The sequence below is a fragment of the Kocuria salsicia genome, from assembly GCF_039532055.1.
Lineage (GTDB): Bacteria > Actinomycetota > Actinomycetes > Actinomycetales > Micrococcaceae > Kocuria > Kocuria salsicia.
In genome coordinates, this window is sequence record NZ_BAAARF010000005.1 from 38,307 (window position 1) to 57,484 (window position 19,178).

At 70.8% G+C, this 19,178-nt stretch carries 14 protein-coding genes and 1 riboswitch; of the genes, 4 read left to right on the forward strand and 10 right to left on the reverse strand.

All coding sequences use genetic code 11. The features are described 5' to 3' along the window. Nucleotides 1-260 precede the first annotated feature (260 nt). The gene (locus tag ABD264_RS05625; RefSeq protein ID WP_144943067.1) at nt 261-1,043 is read left to right on the forward strand and encodes a metal-dependent transcriptional regulator; all 783 of its coding nucleotides are present in this window, start codon (nt 261-263) and stop codon (nt 1,041-1,043) included. A gap of 246 nt (nt 1,044-1,289) precedes the next feature. Next, nucleotides 1,290-2,825: an LTA synthase family protein gene (locus ABD264_RS05630; RefSeq protein ID WP_145011619.1), complete on the forward strand. Its 1,536-nt coding sequence runs from the start codon at nt 1,290-1,292 to the stop codon at nt 2,823-2,825. A gap of 21 nt (nt 2,826-2,846) precedes the next feature. Here ABD264_RS05630 and ABD264_RS05635 read toward each other — a convergent pair whose 3' ends face one another. The 8 genes from ABD264_RS05635 to ABD264_RS05670 all read right to left on the reverse strand — a co-directional run bounded on the left by ABD264_RS05635 (nt 2,847) and on the right by ABD264_RS05670 (nt 13,347). After that, nucleotides 2,847-3,428, reverse strand: coding sequence for a hypothetical protein (locus tag ABD264_RS05635; RefSeq protein ID WP_244944874.1), 582 nt, complete (start codon nt 3,426-3,428; stop codon nt 2,847-2,849). Nucleotides 3,429-3,959: 531 nt separating this feature from the next. Continuing rightward, nucleotides 3,960-4,319 (reverse strand): hypothetical protein, encoded by a 360-nt coding sequence (locus ABD264_RS05640; RefSeq protein WP_144943069.1) that lies wholly within the window; start codon nt 4,317-4,319, stop codon nt 3,960-3,962. A gap of 11 nt (nt 4,320-4,330) precedes the next feature. Further along, nucleotides 4,331-4,446: riboswitch (SAM riboswitch) on the reverse strand. Between the two features lie 154 nt (nt 4,447-4,600). Next, nucleotides 4,601-6,235, reverse strand: coding sequence for a phosphoglucomutase (alpha-D-glucose-1,6-bisphosphate-dependent) (gene pgm / locus ABD264_RS05645; protein ID WP_344204880.1), 1,635 nt, complete (start codon nt 6,233-6,235; stop codon nt 4,601-4,603). A gap of 196 nt (nt 6,236-6,431) precedes the next feature. Next, nucleotides 6,432-7,988 carry an amidase gene (locus ABD264_RS05650; RefSeq protein WP_344204882.1) on the reverse strand — a complete coding sequence of 519 codons (1,557 nt, stop codon included), beginning with the start codon at nt 7,986-7,988 and terminating at the stop codon, nt 6,432-6,434. Nucleotides 7,989-8,025: 37 nt separating this feature from the next. Further along, the gene (locus ABD264_RS05655) at nt 8,026-9,510 is read right to left on the reverse strand and encodes an amino acid permease (protein WP_290500311.1); all 1,485 of its coding nucleotides are present in this window, start codon (nt 9,508-9,510) and stop codon (nt 8,026-8,028) included. 322 nt (nt 9,511-9,832) lie between these two features. Continuing rightward, the gene (gabT, locus tag ABD264_RS05660; protein WP_344204884.1) at nt 9,833-11,176 is read right to left on the reverse strand and encodes a 4-aminobutyrate--2-oxoglutarate transaminase; all 1,344 of its coding nucleotides are present in this window, start codon (nt 11,174-11,176) and stop codon (nt 9,833-9,835) included. A gap of 44 nt (nt 11,177-11,220) precedes the next feature. Further along, nucleotides 11,221-12,696: an NAD-dependent succinate-semialdehyde dehydrogenase gene (locus tag ABD264_RS05665; protein ID WP_144943074.1), complete on the reverse strand. Its 1,476-nt coding sequence runs from the start codon at nt 12,694-12,696 to the stop codon at nt 11,221-11,223. A 105-nt stretch (nt 12,697-12,801) separates the two neighbouring features. Continuing rightward, nucleotides 12,802-13,347, reverse strand: coding sequence for a hypothetical protein (locus ABD264_RS05670; RefSeq protein ID WP_344204887.1), 546 nt, complete (start codon nt 13,345-13,347; stop codon nt 12,802-12,804). A 323-nt stretch (nt 13,348-13,670) separates the two neighbouring features. On the opposite strand from ABD264_RS05670, the gene ABD264_RS05675 reads away from it, so the two are divergent. Both ABD264_RS05675 and ABD264_RS05680 read left to right on the forward strand, forming a co-directional pair. Continuing rightward, entirely contained in the window at nt 13,671-15,050 is a 1,380-nt protein-coding gene (locus tag ABD264_RS05675) for an NAD-dependent succinate-semialdehyde dehydrogenase (RefSeq protein WP_144943075.1), read from the forward strand. A 123-nt stretch (nt 15,051-15,173) separates the two neighbouring features. Then, on the forward strand, nt 15,174-15,347 hold the full coding sequence (locus ABD264_RS05680) for a hypothetical protein (protein WP_186366754.1): 174 nt from the start codon (nt 15,174-15,176) through the stop codon (nt 15,345-15,347). Nucleotides 15,348-15,538: 191 nt separating this feature from the next. On the opposite strand, the gene ABD264_RS05685 is transcribed toward ABD264_RS05680, so the two are convergent. Continuing rightward, complete coding sequence (locus tag ABD264_RS05685) at nt 15,539-17,167, reverse strand: amidohydrolase (RefSeq protein WP_303106630.1); 1,629 nt, start codon at nt 17,165-17,167, stop codon at nt 15,539-15,541. Nucleotides 17,168-17,290: 123 nt separating this feature from the next. Next, nucleotides 17,291-18,937: a thiamine pyrophosphate-dependent enzyme gene (locus tag ABD264_RS05690; RefSeq protein ID WP_344204891.1), complete on the reverse strand. Its 1,647-nt coding sequence runs from the start codon at nt 18,935-18,937 to the stop codon at nt 17,291-17,293. Between the last annotated feature and the right edge of the window lie 241 nt (nt 18,938-19,178).

Genomic DNA, 19,178 nt, shown 5'->3' on the forward strand with positions numbered 1-19,178 from the left:
CGGGACTCATTCCGCCGCAGCGGCCCTGCAGGCGGGCGCGTCCCCGTCGCACGGCCTGACGACGCCGCAGGGTGACCCCTCGCGCGCGGCCGACGGCGCGGCGTCGCCGGGTGTCGCGGCACCCGAAGCGACTTCGGACGGGAGCCCGGACGCGGTCCCGAGAACGGCCCGAGCGGCGTCGCCTCCGTCTGCCGTCCCCGGCGCGAACGCCGAGGGGCGCACCCTTGGGGACGTCCCCGGCGGGCCGCTAGCCTGAACCCGTGCACCCCGCAGAGCTGAGCCCGGCCACCCAGGACTACCTGAAGACCATCTGGCGGCTGGGCGAGTGGGAGCCGGAGCGGGTGACCACCACGTCGCTGGCCGCGCGCATGGGCCTGGCGGCCTCCACCGTCTCGGAGGCGCTGAAGAAGCTCACCGCACAGGGCCTGGTGACCCGGCCCGCGTACGGGGTCGTCGAGCTCACCGAGCAGGGGCGGGACGTGGCCGTGCACATGGTGCGCCGCCACCGCATCCTGGAGATGTTCCTGGCCACCGAGCTGGGCTACGCGTGGGACGAGATCCACGACGAGGCCGAGGTCCTCGAGCATGCCGTCACCGACCGATTCATTGACCGTGTGGACGCCAAGCTCGGCCACCCGTCCGAGGACCCGCACGGGGATGCGATCCCCTCACGGGACGGGGTGGTCACCCCCGCCCCGGCCGTTCCGCTCGCGGACGTCACCCACCCGGAGCCCGTGCGGGTCACGCGCGTCTCGGACGAGAGCCCCGAGACCCTGCGGGTGCTCGCCGAGGCGGGGATCCAGCCGGGCGCGGTGCTGCGGGTGCTCCCGGGCCCGGCCCGCAGCGCCACGGTGCAGGTGCGGGTGGCCGGTGGGGGCACGACGCCGGAAGGTGGCCTTCTCGGGGACGGCTCGCCAGCCGATCGGCAGACGCAGACCTCTCCCGGTACCCAGGGCGCGGACGTGACCTGGGGTGACGCCCTGGAACTCGGCATCCTCATGGCGGAGGCCGTCTGGGTGCAGGCCCTCACCCACGCGGGCTGAACGGGACGGCCGCTCGCCGGGCCGGCTGCGGACAGCATCAGCCTCGCGCTGGACCGGTCGATGCCTCCCCGGGCAGCAGGGTTCTCTGCCGTGTCCGGCGCCGCCGCGGGCCCACAAGGTGAACAGCAGGTGACCGGAACATGTCCTACCCTTGAAAAAACACGAACTCGAACGCGACGGCACACCATGCCCGGGCCGCGGCGGTGCGGGCTGGCACCGGATGATCCAGGAACACGAGGTCCAGACATGTCCGAGGGTTTTCTGCGCGTGGGCAGGCGAGTGGGCCGCTGGACGGGTCGCGGGCTCTGCTACGGCCTGATCTGGCTGGGACTGACCCTGCTCGCGGCGGGCGGGATCATCCGGCACTACTGGGGCCAGATCTCGGTGGGGCAGATGCGCATGAACCTGATGTCCGTGCAGGCAGACGGTGGCGGCGGGTCCGTGGTGTGGATCTCCGTGCTGGTCATCGGGGTACTTCCCCTCCTGGTCACCGTGGGCATCGCCTTCGCGCGTCGGGCGTGGGTCCGCAGAGCACGACGCGCGCAGGGCACCCGGTCGTCCCGCGGCGTCGTGCGCTCGGCCTCCGCCGTGACCGTGGCGGCGGTGTTCGTGGCCGGGAGCACGAGCTTCGCGTCCGCGGTGGACCTGCCCCAGTACGTCAAGGCCGTGAAGTCCCCTCACGACATCGGCTCCACGTACGTCCAGCCCACCATCACGAGTGACGCGGACAAGCGCAACCTGGTGGTCATCTACCTGGAGTCCGGGGAGGCCACGCTCGCGGACGACCAGCTGTTCGAGAAGAACGCCTTCGCTCCGCTCGAGGAGGTCACCCGGCCCGAGGACGGGTGGCGCAGCGCCGAGGACTTCCAGCAGTACGAGGGCGGTGGCTGGACCATGGCCGGGATCGTCTCCACGCAGTGCGGGATCCCGCTCAAGGAGTCGGGTGACGCAGGCTCCGCCGACATCGGCGCCGGGCAGGAACAGTATCTGGGTGGCGTGACCTGCCTGGGGGACGTGCTGCAGAACCACGGGTACACGAACACGTTCCTGGGCGGGGCCAACTCCTCCTTCGCGGGCAAGGACACGTTCCTGCGAAGCCACGGCTACACCGAGGACAAGGGTCTGGAGGACTGGCGTGCGGCGGGCGAGTCCGCGGAGAACTTCCGCAGCGACTGGGGCCTGAGTGACGAGCGGCTCATGGCCCACGCCAAGGACGAGGTGGACCGCCTGCACGCCGAGTCCGAGCGCACGGGCCAGCCGTTCAACCTGTCCATGCTGACCCTGGACACCCACGAACCCGTCCACGTCTACAATTCGTGCGACGTGGACACCCAGAACCAGGTGACCTCCGTGTTCGCGTGCTCCATGACCCAGGTGGCCGGGTTCGTGGAGCACATGAAGACCCAGGGCTACCTGGAGGACACCTCCGTGGTGATCATGGGCGACCACCTCAAGCACATGAGCGCGGGGGACGCCTTCCACGATCAGCTGGACCACCACCCCAACCGCACCGTGTTCAACCGCGTGTGGATCCCGGGCGAGACCGCCGGGCAGCCCCTGCGGGCCGGGGCGGACCAGCTCAGCATGTACCCCACTCTTCTGGAGGCGGCGGGACTCTCGGTGCACGACGGCGCCGCGGGCCTCGGCACGTCCGTCCGGCGGCAGGAGCCTCCCCAGGGCTCGGCGCAGGCGATGGACCCGGAGGAGTACCAGCAGCTGCTGGACTCGCGCTCCGCGGACTTCTACTCGCGGGCATGGGACCCCGAGAACCCGGTGGGATGACCCCCTGACCCCTCCGGGTGGCTACTTCCCACCCGCCTGCGTCCCGCCGGTCAGCCCGGCACGGATGCGGCCCGCTGCCTCCCGGGCGCGCGTGCGCGCCGAGCCCGCCTCGTCCCGGGCGCGGCGGGCGGCGGTGCGGAGGTAGTCCGCGCTCTGGGCCGTGAACCCCTTGCGCCCGATGGTGCGGTGCTGCAGCTCGATCACCGCCTCGGCGGCGTCCGGACGGGAGTCCGAGGCCAGGGCGATGACCTTGTCCCCGTGCCGCCGCCACAGATTGCGGCTGGTGCGTGTCATGGCGGCCAGGGTCTGCTCCGGCTCGCGAGTGAGATCCACCCACCGCGTGTACGCGGGCTGGATGTCCCGCGGGGCCGGCCGTGCTTCGAGCCGGTGCAGACCCGCGGCGATCGCGGGTGTCGTGGCGTTCTGCCGCTGCACGGCGGCCGCGAAGGCCGTGCCCACCGGGGACGGCACCTGTGGCTCCACCCGCAACCACGCCACCGAGTGCTCTCGCGCCGCCGAGCGCAGTTCGCGCACCGCGTCGGGCAGAAGCTCGGGGTGCGCCAGGGCCGGGCCCGTACGGGGTGTACCAGACCACCCCGGCACGGGAGCGCTCCTCGACGACGAGGGCGTGCCACCCGGCGCAGTCAAGGGTCTGAGCGCGTCGCGAGAGACCGGTCAGGAAGTGCTGCCAGGGCTCGGCCTGCAGCACGCTGGACGGGCCGAGGCCTGTCAGGGGTCCGGTTGGGCGTGGGCGTGCCTCATGCGGGGTGCTCATCCTTGAGCGTCTGCCCCCGCTGCAAGGGAGCGACCTGGGGCCGCGGAGGTCGATCCTCCTCAGATAGCCAACCTCACCGACCCGCAACATCACCCGTGCGGCGTGTTCCCGTGCGATGGCGGCGTTTCCTCCGCCGCACGCCAGAGAATCGTGTCTCCGCACTGCCCCTCCCCAGGAGGACTGCCAGCTGGGACGGCGGACGCCCGGCCGCATCCGAGGGACGCACCGTCGGGGTGAGCTGAGCGGAACGGCCGGTGGGTCGCGCCTGCGGCGCGCACCACCGGCCGTCCAGCCGTGGGGAGGAACCGGCACGGAATCAGCCGGGCCAGCAGTGTCCTCCCCGTCTCACGGCCGGGAGATCACTGCTCCCGGACCACCGCCGGGTGCAGCAGGGCGCGCCGACCCGGCGTGCTCTGCACACTGGCGAGCGACGTCCCGGGGTCGAACGAGGCCGCAGCCCCGCGCTGCAGCGTGTGGAACCGTTCCAGCAGGGCGGGGTCGTGGCACCACCACGTGCGGGTCTCGCCGTCCGGGAACGTGGCCTGCACCGTGTTCCCGTGCGGGGGGTCCAGCTCCACCCGGACCCACCGGTCCCGGTTCTCGGAAGCCAGGCGGGCCTGGATGTAGTGTGCGTTGTGCCCCGGGTGGTAGCTCCGGCAGGCGGAACCGTCCTCCGGGTGGATGCACGGGTGTTCGGGGGTGTGAACGGAGACGCTCATGATGGTGACCTTTCGCAGTCTTCCGCGCGGCGGGTGCCGGGCGGCGGATCTTCCTCCGGGGGCACCGGGTGCGAACAACCGGTTGCCAGCCGACCAGCCGGAGGGCTGATGGTCGGGCTTCTTGATCCGGGGACATCACAGCACAGTGCTCAGACAGGCACAAGCGTCGGTGCTGTCCGACGACAAAGAGGGGCCGCCGAGTGGCACGGGAGGGAGCACCCCGTACCGCTCAGCGGCCCCTGGACAGCCTGCCAGCGCGGGACGTGCCCGCACCGCGGCACTCAGCCGATCACCGAGTCCACCAGCGCCTTCGCCTCCTGCTGGACCTGCTTCAGGTGCTCCTCGCCCTTGAAGGACTCCGCGTAGATCTTGTAGACGTCCTCCGTGCCGGAGGGGCGGGCCGCGAACCAGGCGTTCTCCGTGGTGACCTTCAGTCCGCCGATCGCCGCGCCGTTGCCGGGTGCCTCTGTGAGCTTGGCGGTGATGCGCTCACCGGCCAGGGTGTCCGCGGTGACCTGCTCGGGGGACAGCTTCTTGAGCGCGGCCTTCTGCTCGCGGTTCGCCGGGGCGTCAATGCGCTGGTAGACGGGGTCGCCGAACTGCTCGGTGAGCTCGCGGTAGCGCTGAGAAGGCGTCTTGCCGGTGCGCGCGGTGATCTCCGCAGCGAGCAGGGCCATGATGATGCCGTCCTTGTCCGTGGTCCACGCGGAGCCGTCCAGCCGCAGGAAGGACGCACCGGCGGACTCCTCGCCGCCGAAGCCGACGGAGCCGTCCAGCAGACCGGGGACAAACCACTTGAAGCCCACGGGCACCTCGTCCAGGCGCCGCCCCAGGGACTCGGCCACGCGGTCGATGATGGAGGAGGAGACCAGGGTCTTGCCCACCCCGGCGTCCTCCCGCCAGCCCTCGCGGTTGCGGTAGAGGTAGTCGATGGCCACGGCGAGGTAGTGGTTGGGGTTCATGAGCCCGGCGTCCGGGGTGACGATGCCGTGGCGGTCGCTGTCGGCGTCGTTGCCCGTGGCGATGTCGTAGCGGTCCCTGTTGCCGATCAGGGATGCCATGGCGAACGGGGAGGAGCAGTCCATGCGGATCTTCTCGTCCCAGTCCAGGGTCATGAACGCCCACTGCGGGTCCACGGTGGGGTTCACGACGTCGAGGTTCAGCCCGAAGCGCCGGCCGATCTCCTCCCAGTACGCGACCGAGGCGGAACCCATGGGGTCCGCGCCGATGTGCAGCCCGGACTTCCGGATGGCGTCGAGGTCGATGATCTGCGGCAGCGCGGACACGTAGCTGTCCAGGAAGTCGAAGGTCCCGGTGGTCTCCGCGGCGGCGGCCTCCTCCAGGGGCACCCGCTCCACGCCATCGAGGCCCGCCGCGATGAGGTCGTTGGCGCGGTTCGCGATCCACTCGGTGGCGTCCGTGTCCGCGGGACCGCCGTGCGGGGGGTTGTACTTGAAGCCGCCGTCCGTGGGCGGGTTGTGGGACGGGGTGATCACGATGCCATCCGCGCGGTCCTCGGGCTCGGAGGCGTTGTACGTGAGGATTGCGTGGGACAGCGCCGGGGTGGGCGTGAAGCCGTCCCGGGAGTCCAGCAGGGTGCGCACGCCGTTGGCCGCGAGCACCTGCAGCGCGGTGTCCTGCGCGGGTCCGGACAGCGCGTGCGTGTCCTTGCCCATGAACAGGGGGCCGGTGATGCCCTGTGCCGTGCGGTACTCCACGATCGCCTGGGTGATCGCCGCAATGTGGTTCTCGTTGAACGAGGTCTTCAGTGAGGACCCGCGGTGCCCGGAGGTGCCGAACACCACGCGCTGGTCAGGATCGTCCGCGTCCGGTACGCGGTCGAAGTACGCGGCCAGGAGCTGGTCGATGTCCACGAGGTCACTGGGTTGGGCGACGGTGCCCGCACGGTTGGTCATGTCACCAACCTAGTCCCGAATCCGCGTCCCGTCAGGCGGCACATCCAGTTCCGTGCGTGCCGGATCCTGCCAGGGATGGCGACGCCGCGCGGGTGGGATGCCTTCGTCACGGTCACGGGGACTCGACGGCGGCACGTGGCCGTCCCGCGGAATCGGGCACTGCGGTCCGGGGGAGGGGGCGCGGCGAGACGGCGGGTCAGGCGACGAGGTGCGCGCGCGGCGTCGTCGCCGGGTCCAGCTGGGCGACGAGCGCGAGCAGCCGGGCCTCCGAGGACGGTCCGCCGATCAGCTGGACGCCCATGGGCACGGGGCCCGGGTAGTCGCCCGTGGCGGGAACGGCCCACGTGGTGGGGTACGTGATGGCAGGCAGTCCCACCACGTTCACCACGGACGTCCACGGCGTGTACTGGCACTGGCGCTCGTAGTCCTGGTCCGCCCCAGCGGGGTCCGCGATGTCGTACCCCTCGTGGAACCACCCCACGGGCCGGGGCGGCATGGCCAGCGCGGGCGTCAGGACCATGTCCAGGTCCGCGAACCGCCGGATCACGTCCGCCTCGATGCCGCGCAGCACGGCCACGGCGTCCGCGAGCTCCACGGCCCCTCGCTGCAGGGCGCGGGCGCGGAACGTGCGCGCGAGTCCGGTGAGCAGGTGCTCCCGGCCCTCCAGGGGCAGCTGGCCCGTGGCGGTGGTCCACAGGGCGGAAAAAGCCTCGGGGTAGGCGGGATCGAATCCGAGGTCCACGGCCTCCACCGTGTGCCCGAGATCCTCGAGCTGCCGCACGCCCCGCTCCAGGGCGGTGCGCGCCTCGGGGGAAACCTGCACGTCGTAGGTGCCGTCGAACGGGGACTGCGTGGTCACGCCGATCCGCAGGGGCCGCTCGCCCCAGGGCGTGTCTCCGCGGTGGGCGGCGCGGACGACGTCGCGGAAGGAGTTCTCAGGTGCTGCCGCCACGGGCCGCGGGATCCGGTCGTGGCCGGGGGTGCGGCACAGCACGTCCATGAGCAGGGCGGCGTCCTCAGCGGTGCGGGCAATCGGCCCGTTCACGCCCAGCTGCCCCGCGTTGGAGAGCGCGTCGCTGCTGGGGACCCGACCGCGGTTGGGCTTCAGCCCGATGAGACCGCACGCCGCGGCGGGGATGCGCACGGAGCCGCCGCCGTCCGAGCCGATCGCGCCCGGCAGGATCCCCGCCGCGACCGCCGCGGCCTGACCCCCGGACGATCCACCGGGGGAGCAGTCCAGGGCGAACGGGTTGCGTGCCGCCGGGTACATGCGGTTCTCGGAATAGCTGTTGAGCAGGAACTCTGGCACCTGCGTCTTGCCCAGGATCACGGCCCCGGCGGCCTCGAGCGTCCCGGAGAGCTCGTCGGAACGCTGAGCGCGGGCCAGATCACCGTGCCCGTCCCGCGATGCGAGGCTGCCCCAGGAGGTGGGCATCCCGGCGACGTCGTGCCCGTCCTTGAGCGCGGTGGGAACCCCCAGCAGCGCGGGCAGGGTGGTCAACCCACCGGGGGCGTCCGAGGCACGGCCGGTCCCGCCTCGGACTGCGTCGGCCGGGCGCTGGCCCGCGGACAGCCTCTCGTCCGCGGCGCGGGCGCTGACCAGTGCCGCATCCCGCGCCACGTGGACGAACGCCCCCAGATGCCCGTTCAGCGCGTCGATGCGGTCCAGGGCGTCCGAGGTGAGTGCCTCGCTGGTCGTCTCACCGCGGCGCAGCGCCGCCACGGTCTCGGTCAGGGTGGGGAAGTGCTCCATGGGGTCCTCTCGCGCACGGTCGGTGGACGGTGGTGGATCAGGCCGTGGGCGTCGTGGCGGGAGCCGCGGCTCTGGGTGTCTGGCGGCGTCGCAGGTTGCGGCGCACGAGCGGCCAGAACACGGCCAGCACACCGACGGCCACGAGGCTCGTCCACACCTGGGTGCGGCTCGCGTCGTCCGAGACCAGCATGACCACCACGATCCCCGCGACGGCCACGATCACCAGGATGCCGAGCCACGGGTGCAGCCATATCTTCAGCTTGAGGTTGGCGCGCTCCTCGGGGCTCATCCGCGAGCGCAGCTTCATCTGGGTGATCGCCACGAACACGTACACGAACAGAGCCACGAGACCCGCAGAGTTCATGATGAAGTCGAAGATCCCGGACTCCGGGGCCAGGAAGTTCACGAACACCGCCGCATATCCGCCCAGGGTGGAGGCAATCACGGCGACCACGGGAACGCCGTTCTTGGACTTCCGTGCCACGATGCGCGGAGCCAGTCCTTCCGCCGCGAGAGCGGAGAACATGCGCGCTGCGGAATACAGCCCGGAGTTCAGCACGGAGCACACTGCGGTGAAGATGACGATGCTCATGATCATCTCCGCGCCGGGCACCCCGAAGAGGTCGAAGACGTACACGAACGGTGCCTGCTCGTCCGGGTCCGGAAGCTGGTTCCACGGCACGATGGTCACGATCAGCAGGATGGAGCCCACGAAGAAGATCAGGATGCGCCACACCACGGTCACGGTGGCCTGGCGGATGCCCTTGGCGGGGTCCTCGGACTCCGCGGCGGCCATCACGGCGATCTCCGTGCCGAAGTAGGAGAAGATCACCACGGCCACGCCTGAGACTACGGCCCAGCCACCCTCAGGGGCGAAGCCGCCGTGCTGCCACAGGTTCGGGATCGAGAAGCCGGCGCCGGGCCACAGCCCGAACGCGAAGAGGGTCCCCACGGCGAGGAACGCGACGATCACCGCCACCTTGACGCTCGCGAGCCAGAACTCCACTTCCCCGAACGAGCGCACGGAGATCAGGTTGGTGCCCGTGAAGATCAGCAGCAGGATCACGGAGCCCAGCCACACGGGCATGGCTGGGAACCACCCCGCGAGCAGCGATCCACCCACCACGGCCTCGAACGCGATCACACCCACCCAGAAGTACCAGTAGAGCCATCCCACGAAGTAGCCGGCCCATTCCCCGAGGCCCACGCGCGCGTACTCCATGAAGGAGCCCACGGCCGGCCGGGCGGCGGCCATCTCCCCGAGCATCCGCATGGCCAGGAACACGAGCAGCCCGCCCAGCAGGTAGGACAGCACTGCGGCCGGTCCGACCATGCGGATCACGTTGCCGGAGCCCACGAACAGGCTCGCGCCGATGATCCCGCCCAGCGTGATCATGGTGACGTGGCGTGATCGCAGGGCCTTGTGGGTGATCTCGGGGGAGTCTCCGCCGGCCGCAGTGGCCGTGGTGGCCGCGGAGCTGCCGGAGGGTGCGCCGCCGTGCGGTGCGCCGTCGTTGCTCATCAGAGTTCCTTTCGGCCGTCGGCCGGGTGCAGGGTGGAACGGGCCGGTGCCTGATGCTGAGTGCGGGCGGCAGGTTCCGGGTGGGACAGGTGAGTTCTACCACAGACGGTGTGACAGGGGTGTTTCGTGCGCGGCCTCCGCACCTCCACATCCCCGTACTGCGTGCTGCGGAGCCGAGGCAGCAAAGGCGCGGCGCGGCGTCGTCGTCGGAACCGAGGAAGAGCGGGCGGAGGACGAGCGGGCGGGCAGCAACCGGAGAACCGGTCACCGCCCGCCCGCTGGGGACGCTCCTCGTGGAGCGCGTGGCGTCAGATCCTCGGGATCAGGCGCCGGCATCCTCGATGGCCTTGGCGAAGACGCGCAGGCCGTCGCGCAGCAGGTCGAAGTCGATGACCAGCGGGGGCAGCAGGCGCACAATGTTGCCGTAGGTGCCGCAGGTCAGAATGGCTACACCCTTCTCGAGGCAGGTGGCCGCGATCTGCTTGGCCGCCTCCGGGTTCGGGTCCTTGGAACCGGGCTCCACGAACTCCAGCGCAATCATCGCGCCGCGTCCGCGCAGCTCGCCCACGATCGGGGAGGACTCGGCGAGGGAGCCGAGCTCCTCCTTGATGATCGACTCGATCTCGAGCGCGCGGTCCACGAGGTCCCACTCCTCGATGGTCTCCAGGGCGCCCAGCGCGGCCGCGCAGGCCACGGGGTTGCCGCCGTAGGTACCGCCCAGACCACCGCCGTGCACGGCGTCCATGATCTCGGCACGGCCCACCACGCCGGACAGCGGCATGCCGCCGGCGATGCCCTTGGCGAAGGTCACCAGGTCCGGCTCCACGCCCTCGTACTCAGACGCGAACCAGCGGCCCGCGCGGGCCACGCCGGCCTGCACCTCGTCCGCCACGAACACGGCGCCGTTGTCCTGGCACCAGGAGGACAGCGCGGGCAGGAAGCCCTCGGCGGGGACGATGAAGCCGCCCTCACCCTGGATGGGCTCAATGACCACGGCGGCCACGTTCTCCGCGCCCACCTGTTTCTCCACGATGCCCAGCGCGCGGCGGGCGGCCTCCTCGCCCGTCATGCCCTCCGGATCCCGGAACGGGTAGGACATGGGAACGCGGTAGACCTCGTTGGCGAACGGTCCGAAGCCCTGCTTGTAGGGCATCACCTTGGCGGTCATGGCCATCGTGAGGTTCGTGCGGCCGTGGTAGGCGTGGTCGAAGACGACCACTGCCTGACGCTTCGTGTGCACCCGCGCGATCTTCACGGCGTTCTCCACGGCTTCGGAGCCGGAGGTGAACAGCGCGGTGCGCTTTTCGAACGAGCCGGGGGTCAGCGCGGCGATCTTCTCGCCCACGCTCACGTAGTCCTCGTACGGGGTGACCATGAAGCACGTGTGCGTGAACTTGGCCACGGCGTCCTGCACGCGCGAGACCACCTTGGGTGCGGAGGCACCCACGGAGGTCACGGCGATGCCGGAGCCGAGGTCCACGAGCTGGTTGCCGTCCACGTCCCGGATCACGCCGCCGTCCAGCTCGTCCGCGAAGACGGGCAGGGAGGAAGCGACGCCAGCCGAGACGGCCTTCTTGCGGCGTTCCGTCAGCGCCTGGGACTTGGGGCCGGGGATGCTGGTCTTGAGCTCGCGCTTCTGAGGGAGCCGGTACTCGATGTCTGCCATGTGGGTGTTCCTTTCGTGCAGGGTGCTCGTGCGGAGAGGGCGGATCAGGCCCAGGGAGAGGGCAGGCCCATGTACTGGACCGTGGTGTACTCCTCGATGCCCTCGGCGCCGCCCTCCCGGCCCAGGCCGGACTCCTTCACGCCGCCGAACGGTGCAGCGGCGTTGGAGATCACACCCACGTTCAGGCCCAGCAGGCCGTACTCGATGCGCTCGCCGATGCGCAGCGCGCGGGAGATGTCCTCAGTGAAGACGTAGGAGGCCAGGCCGTACTCGGTCTTGTTGGCCAGGCGCACGGCGTCGTCCTCGTCCGTGAACGTGATGACGGGAGCCACGGGACCGAAGATCTCCTCGGTGAACACGCGGCACTCCTCGGTCACGCCGGTGAGCAGGGTGGGCTCGAAGAAGTAGCCGGGGCCGTCCACGGCCTTGCCACCGACTTCCGCCTTCGCGCCCTTGTCCAGGGCGTCCTGCACGAACTCGGCCACGCTGTCGCGGGCCTTCTTCTCCACCAGGGGGCCCACGGTGGAGTCCTCGTCCAGGCCGTTGCCGGGCTTGAGCGCGGCGAGCTTTGCGGCGAACTTCTGCGAGAACTCCTCAGCCACGGACTCGTGCACCAGGAAGCGGTTGGCCGCGGTGCAGGCCTCGCCCATGTTGCGCATCTTGGCGGCCATGGCGCCGTCCACGGCCTTGTCCAGGTCCGCGTCCTCGAAGACGATGAACGGACCGTTGCCGCCCAGCTCCATGGAGGTGCGCAGCACGTGGTCCGTGGCAGTCTTCATGAGCTGCTTGCCCACGGGGGTGGAGCCCGTGAAGGAGACCTTGCGCAGCCGCGGGTCCGCCATGATGGGCCCCGACACGTTGGACGCGGAGGCCGAGGAGACGACGTTGAGCACACCGTCGGGCAGGCCAGCCTCGACCATGAGCTTCGCGAAGAACTGGGAGGTCAGCGGGGTCAGGCGCGCGGGCTTGAGGATCATGGTGCACCCGGCGGCGACGGCGGGCGCGACCTTGCGCGTGGCCATGGCCAGCGGGAAGTTCCACGGGGTGATCAGCAGGCACGGGCCCACGGGCTTGTGGGTCACGATCATCTTGAGGTTGCCCTCGGGGGTGGACGCGTAGCGGCCGTAGTGGCGCACGGCCTCCTCGGAGAACCAGCGCAGGAACTCGCCGCCGTAGACGACCTCCCCCTGGGCCTCCTTGAAGGGCTTGCCCATCTCCAGGGTCATCAGCAGCGCGAGGTCGTCCTTGTGCTCCTGCACGAGGTCGAACGCTCGGCGCAGGATCTCGGAGCGCTCGCGGGTGCTGGTGCGGGCCCAGGACTCCTGGGCGTCCGCGGCGGCGTCCATGGCCGCGCGAGAGTCGTCCTCCGTGGCCGAGGCCAGGGTCGCGAGCACCTCGCCGGTCGCGGGGTTCTCGACGTCGAACGTCCCGCCGTCCGAGGCGTCGCGCCACTCGCCGTTGATCAGCAGTCCCTTGGGGGTGGCGTCGAGAACCTCTGACACCTTGTCCTTGATGCTCAAATCTCGTTCCTTTCAGAATCCGCGCGCGGTTCGTTCACGTGCGCTCGCGGGGGTGTGCGGACAGAGTCCTTCCTGTCCATCGTATGCCCGGGGGCAAGGGGCGGTTCAGCGTTCGTGCTTGCGTGACTCGACGGCTCGCACGAGACGGTGCTCGGCGTCCTCCCCGGGAAGGTGCAGCGCGGCGAGCCCCAGGCACAGCACCACCGAGAGGACACCGTTGGCCGTGCCGCCGTGACCCCTGCCCCCGATTCGGTACGGGCGTTCCAGCTGCGGCTCGCGCCGGCGCAGCAGCACGAACACGACCGAGACGAGCGGACGGGCCGCGAGGCTCGACGGCCAGCCCGAGTCCACGAGCAGCACGTTGGCCATCACCACGGAGTGGAAGAGCGCGTCGAACGCTTCCGCTGCGGCGATGTCCGCGCCAGCCAGGTCCTCGGCGCTCATCGCGGAGGACGTCGTGAGGATGACCATGGCGTACCAGACGGTCGCGATCAGCACGGAGGTCGCGATCGTCCCGCCGAGCTTGAGCGGCGGCAGGTGCATCTCCTCGCAGACCTGGGGGATCACGTCGAAGCCCACGAAGAGGAACGGCACGACGACGAGCTCCAGGAAGAGGATCACGAAGATCTGCACGGTGGACGCCTGAGTCACACCGCGCAGGTTGATCCCAGTGATGACGACGGCGCTTAGCACGCCCACCAGGGCCCAGGCCAGCTTCGAACCCGGCAGCGGTCCACAGGGGTACGTTGCTCAGGTCCGGGAAGATGTACTCCACCGTGTGGAGCACGGCCACGGCCACGGCCTCGAGCCCGTCCCCGGCCGGTACGTGCTCTCGCGTCATGGGGTCCCTCCCGGGGCTCTGTGGCGCTGGTCGCGGCGATGTGCTGGTGCGGGGGGGGGGGCGTGACACGTGTGACCTATCGCCCTGCGTGAACGCCCTGTCGAAGCGGTGTGACGCCGCATAGGCTCGCACCATGGCTTACGCAACGATCAACCCCGCCACGGGGGAAACCGTCAAGGAATTCGAGACCGCCTCGGACCAGGAGGTGCGCGACACCGTCGCCCGCTCCGCCGAGGAGTACAAGAGCTGGCGCAACGTGCCGGTGGCGGAGCGCGCCGCCATGATGCACCGCATGGCCGAGCTCTACCGCGAGCGCCAGGACGAGCTGGCCGCTCTGATCACACTGGAGATGGGCAAGCCCGCCCAGCAAGCCGCCGGTGAGGTGCAGATCGCGGCCGCGATCTACGACTACTACGCGGACAACGCGGAGGAGTTCATGAAGGGCCGCACCCTCAACCCGTCCACGGGCGGGGAGGCTCGCGTGGTGCTGGACTCCACGGGCGTGCTGCTGGGGATCATGCCGTGGAACTTCCCCTACTACCAGGTGGCGCGGTTCGCGGCCCCGAACGTGATGCTGGGCAACACGGTCATCCTCAAGCACGCGGGCAATGTCCCGCAGTCCGCGCTCGTGCAGGAGCAGCTCTTCCACGAGGCGGGCTTCCCCGAGGACGTTTACATCAACGTGTTCGCGTCCAACGACCAGGTCGCGGAGATCATCATCCCGGATCCGGCGGTGCAGGGCGTGTCCCTGACCGGTTCGGAGCGGGCGGGCGCGTCCGTCGCGGCCACCGCCGGCAAGAACCTCAAGAAGGTTGTGCTGGAGCTGGGCGGCTCGGACCCGTTCATCGTGCTGGACGACTCCAACGTGGAGCGCACCGTGAAGCAGGCGGTCTCCGGGCGCATGAGCAACAGCGGCCAGGCCTGCACGAACTCCAAGCGCTTCATCGTGCTGGAGGACGCCTACGACACGTTCGTGGAGAACTTCGCGCAGGCCGTGCAGGGCATCACCCCGGGGGATCCCACGGATGAGAAGACCTTCGTGGGCCCGGTGAGCACCGTGGGTGCCCGGGACGAGATCATGGAGCAGGTCCAGGACGCCGTGGCCAAGGGCGCCACCGTGCTGGCCGGTGGCGGAAAGCCCGACAAGCCGGGCGCCTGGATCGAACCCACCCTGCTCGCGGACGTCACCCCCGAGATGCGTGCGTACGCGGAGGAGATCTTCGGTCCCGTGGCCGTGGTCTACAAGGTCAAGGACGTGGACGAGGCTGTGGAGCTCGCCAACTCCTCGCCGTTCGGCCTGGGCGGCTCCGTGTTCGGCGCGGACGAGGCCGCGGCCCTGGAGGTCGCGCAGCGCGTGGACTCCGGCATGGTCTTCGTCAACGCCGTCACTGACACGGCCCCGGACCTGCCCTTCGGCGGCGTCAAGCGCTCCGGCGTGGGCCGTGAGCTCGGCCCGTTCGGCATCGAGGAGTTCGCCAACAAGAAGCTGATCCACACGCCCAAGAAGAAGTAGGGCCCCGGTCGACGACGCCCCCGCACCGTGGTAGGTGCGGGGGCGTCGTCGCATTCTGGCGGGACGAGGATCTCGCCGTGAAAGACGCCTCGTGTCACGGGCCAACGAACCCCGGAGGGCCCCATGAACCCGCTCGTTCCGTCACCGATCGCCCAGTTCATGTTCGCCCTGGGTGCGGTAGCCGCGGTCCTGTGGCTCGTGGCGATCTGGACGCCCGCGAAGAACAAGGCCGCGCACGCCCGCTCAGCAGCTGCTGTTGACACTGGCGGCCCGTCATCGGCCCGGCACTGTGGCTGACCGCCGGCCGACGTGCGGGTGCGACGCCTGCAGGTGAGCGCCTGACTGCCCGGCCATGTCCGGCACTGAGCCCCCGCGCGTAAGGCGGGCGACATCGCTCTGTGCCGTGCGCGGGCGACGTCGCCGCGTACGGCGAGCGGGCGGCGTCGCCTCCGAGGACGACGCCGACCGGCGCGGTCTCCGCGCCCGCCTCAGTCCTCGCGCTGGTAGCGGATCTGGGCGCCCACCACGGTGGTGCGCACCGCGGTGTCCCGCACGGCCTGCGCGTCCTCGGCGAAGACGTCCCGGTCCACGCACACGAAGTCCGCGAGCATCCCGGGGGCGAGGCAGCCCTTGAGGTTCTCCTCGTAGGAGGCGCGGGCCACGGCGTGGGTGTAGTAGTCCACGGCCTCGGGGCGCGTGATGGTCTCGTGGGGCTGCCAGCCGCCTTCGGGGAGCCCGTCGCGGGTGCGGGTGATGGCGGCGTGGATGCCGTGGAACGGGTTGGGGTCCTCCACCGGGGCGTCCGAGCCGAAGACGAGCTCGGCTCCGGCCGCGCGCAGACTGTTCCACCCGTAGGCCACGAGGTCCCGGCCCTCCAGGAAGCCGTTCATGGGCATGTCCGAGGTGCAGTGCATGGGCTGCATGGACGCGGTGACCCCGAGCTCCCGCAGTCGGGGGACGTCCCCGCGCTTGATGTACTGCGCGTGCTCGATGCGGTGGCGCAGCCCGAACGCGCGGGAGATGGAGCTGGTGGTGGCGATGGCGTCGAGGGCCTCGCTGGCGGCCTGGTCCCCGATCGCGTGCACCGCCGAGGCGATCCCCGCCGCGGCGGCCAGGTGGATCCAGTGGTCGAGCTCAGCGGGCTCCATGACGCTCATCCCGTGGTCCTGGGTGCCGGGCCACGGCTCGGACATGTGGCACGTGTGGGAGCCCAGGGCGCCGTCCGCGAAGAGTTTGAGGGGGCCCATGGAGATCCACTCGTCACCGGCGCCCGTGCGGATCCCGCGGCGGATGAACTCGTGGATCTGCTCCTGGCGCAGGATCTTGTGCACGCGGATGTCCAGCTCACCGCGCTCGCGGAGCTTGCGGTAGGCGTGGAGGCAGTCCACGCCGTCGATGTCGTGGATGGACGTGATGCCGCGCTTCAGCAGCTCGCGCTGCCCGAGGGGGAGGTAGCTGTCGATGTCCCCGGACACGTCCGACTGCATGAGCCCGTCCCGGATGGGGATGGCCGCGGCCTCGCGCAGCACACCCGTGAGCTCGCCGTCCTCGTAGCGCTCGAACTCGCCGCCGTCCGGGTCCTTCACGGTGCGGTCCAGGCCGAGCTCCTGCAGCGCCTTCGAGTTCAGCCACAGGGTGTGCAGGTCCAGGGAGCTCAGGGCCACGGGAATGTCCGGGGCCACGGTGTCCAGGACATGGCGGTCCGGCAGCTCGGTGGTGGTCCACGCGTTGATGTTCCACTGCCCGCCGAAGATCCAGGTGATCGACTCGTCCGCCATGGCCCGCTCCACGAACGGGCGCAGGACCGCCAGCGCGGAGTCCAGGTCCGTGCAGTGGCGCATGTCCGGCTCGATGAGCGAGCGGGAGTACATGGCGGAGTGGATGTGGCCGTCCCCCATGCCCGGCATCACGAACCCACCACCCAGGTCCGTGCGCTCCGTGCCCAGCGGCGCCTGGTCCTTCAGCTCGCTGTAGTCGCCCACGGCCAGGATGCGGTCCCCGGAGGTCAGCAGCGCGTTCGGGTGCGCCATGCTGTGGGACTGCCACTGGCCCTGGGGCGTCCAGCCGGTGGCCGGGTTCATGGCGTGGACCGTGGCGTTGTGGAACAGGCGGTGCATGGTGGGACTCCTCGTGGTGCGCCGAGCACGGCAGCGGCTGGTGGCCGCCGATCGTCACGGACCACCCTACGGCGACCCCGTCGCAGACCCGAGGGGTGCGGTACGCCGCCGTTGCGGGGACAGCTACATGCCGGGCAGCAGCTTCGCCGGGTCCGCGACCACGTGCACCACGGCCGGGACCCGGTCCTCGGTGACGGCGCGCACGGCGTCGGCGATGACGCCCTCGATGTCCTCGTTGCGCTCCAGCCGCGCACCGTGCGCCCCGTAGCCGCGGGCCACCGCGGCGAAGTCCGGGTTGCGCAGCTGCGTGCCGGAGACCCGGCCGGGGTAGTGGCGCTCCTGGTGCGCACGGATGGTTCCGTACTGGCCGTTGTCCACAACCACGATCAGCGGGCGCGCGCCGTACTGCACCGCGGTGGCGAGCTCCTGCGAGTTCATGAGGAACTCGCCGTCCCCGGAGACCGAGAGCACGAAGCGCTCGGGTTGGGCCAGGGAGACGGCGACGGCGGAGGGCACGGAGTAGCCCATGGTCCCGTTGCGCACCGAGAAGTGGCACGGGTAGCCGCCCTTGGGCACGTAGCGCTGCGCCCACGCGGTGTGGTTGCCCGAGCCGGTGGTCACGGCGGTGTCCTCGGGCAGGTGGGGCAGCAGCGCCTTCACCACCAGCTCCATGTCCGCGGTCCCGGGAGCGTTGTTCCCGGCGGACGACGGGATGCGCATGTGCTCGCGGTGCGCGCTCGCGGCGGGTTCGAGCCAGTCCGTCCAGTCGGGGTGCTCACCGAGTTCCATGCCGGCGACGGCGCTCCCGAAGGCCACGGGGCTCGCCAGGATGTGCCGGGTCACCGCCCCGGAGTGCTGGCGCAGCCCGGCGTCCACGTTGACCACCCAGTTGCGCGCCGAGTGCTGCTGGCGCAGCGTGAAGCCGTCGGTGGGGATGTCCGAGAGGGTGGTGCCCACCACCAGCAGCAGGTCCGCTTCCGTGAGCACACGCACGGTGTCCTCGGTGCGGCTGTAGCCGAGCTCGCCCACGGCCACGGGGGAGTCGGTGCGGATCCTGTCCCCGGCGCGCCAGTCGGAGACCACGGGGATGCCGTGGCGCTCCGCGAAGCCGGTGACCAGCGCGGCGGCCTCGGGGGTCCACCGCGGCCCGCCGAGCATGATGGCCGGCCGTTCGGCCGTCTCCAGTGCGGCTGCCAGCTCGGAGAGCTCCTCCGCGGAGACCGCGCCCTCGGCCACGGGCAGCGGCGGGACCACGGGGGCGTCCGTGCGCTGGGTGATGACGTCCTCCGGCAGTCCCACCACCACGGGGCCGGGGCGCCCGGAGCTCGCGGCGAAGAACGCCTCCGCCACGTACTCGGAGGCCCGGTCCGGGTCGTCCAGGACCATCACCCGCTTGGCCTGGGAGCAGAACCACTGGTGCGGGTCGAACTCCTGGAAGGCTTCCTTCTCCCGGTGCGCCACGGGCACCAGGCCCACGAAGAGCACCAGGGGAGTGGAGTCCTGCCACGCGAGGTGCACGCCCACGAACGCGTTGGACGCGCCCGGGCCGCGGGTCACCATGGCCACGCCCGGTCGGCCCGTCAGCTTCCCGTGGGCCTCGGCCATGTAGGTTGACCCGCCCTCCTGGCGGCACACCACGTTCTGCACGGACGAGTCGTGGAGCCCGTCCAGCACGTCCAGGAAGCTCTCCCCGGGCACGGTGAACACGCGGTCCACGCCGTGGGCCTCGAGGGACTCGACGATCAGGTGGCCGGCCGACTGCTCGGGCATGTCTACTCCTGTGTGTCCTGGCGGGGGCCCGGGATGCTCGCGGTCCCGGTCACCCGGGGTGGCCGGGGTGACCCGCGCCACGTGGGCGGTGGTCCCGTGAGCCTACCGCCGCGCCGTCGAGATCGGCGCGGTCCGCACGTGCGCCGTCGGGTGCGCACGGCCCGCGGGCCGTCCCGGGCGGACCCCGCGGCGTGATCGGTCGACGGCGGGAGCGGTGGGCGGTGCGTGCGGCCGCCGGTGC

Excerpts from the sequence above, each read along its gene's own strand:
- ABD264_RS05630 (WP_145011619.1), top strand. The coding sequence starts at position 1,290 with ATGTCCGAGGGTTTTCTGCGCGTGGGCAGGCGAGTGGGCCGCTGGACG.
- ABD264_RS05640 (WP_144943069.1), bottom strand. The coding sequence starts at position 4,319 with ATGAGCGTCTCCGTTCACACCCCCGAACACCCGTGCATCCACCCGGAG.
- pgm (WP_344204880.1), bottom strand. The coding sequence starts at position 6,235 with ATGACCAACCGTGCGGGCACCGTCGCCCAACCCAGTGACCTCGTGGAC.
- ABD264_RS05650 (WP_344204882.1), bottom strand. The coding sequence starts at position 7,988 with ATGGAGCACTTCCCCACCCTGACCGAGACCGTGGCGGCGCTGCGCCGC.
- ABD264_RS05655 (WP_290500311.1), bottom strand. The coding sequence starts at position 9,510 with ATGAGCAACGACGGCGCACCGCACGGCGGCGCACCCTCCGGCAGCTCC.
- gabT (WP_344204884.1), bottom strand. The coding sequence starts at position 11,176 with ATGGCAGACATCGAGTACCGGCTCCCTCAGAAGCGCGAGCTCAAGACC.
- ABD264_RS05675 (WP_144943075.1), top strand. The coding sequence starts at position 13,671 with ATGGCTTACGCAACGATCAACCCCGCCACGGGGGAAACCGTCAAGGAA.
- ABD264_RS05680 (WP_186366754.1), top strand. The coding sequence starts at position 15,174 with ATGAACCCGCTCGTTCCGTCACCGATCGCCCAGTTCATGTTCGCCCTG.
- ABD264_RS05685 (WP_303106630.1), bottom strand. The coding sequence starts at position 17,167 with ATGCACCGCCTGTTCCACAACGCCACGGTCCACGCCATGAACCCGGCC.
- ABD264_RS05690 (WP_344204891.1), bottom strand. The coding sequence starts at position 18,937 with ATGCCCGAGCAGTCGGCCGGCCACCTGATCGTCGAGTCCCTCGAGGCC.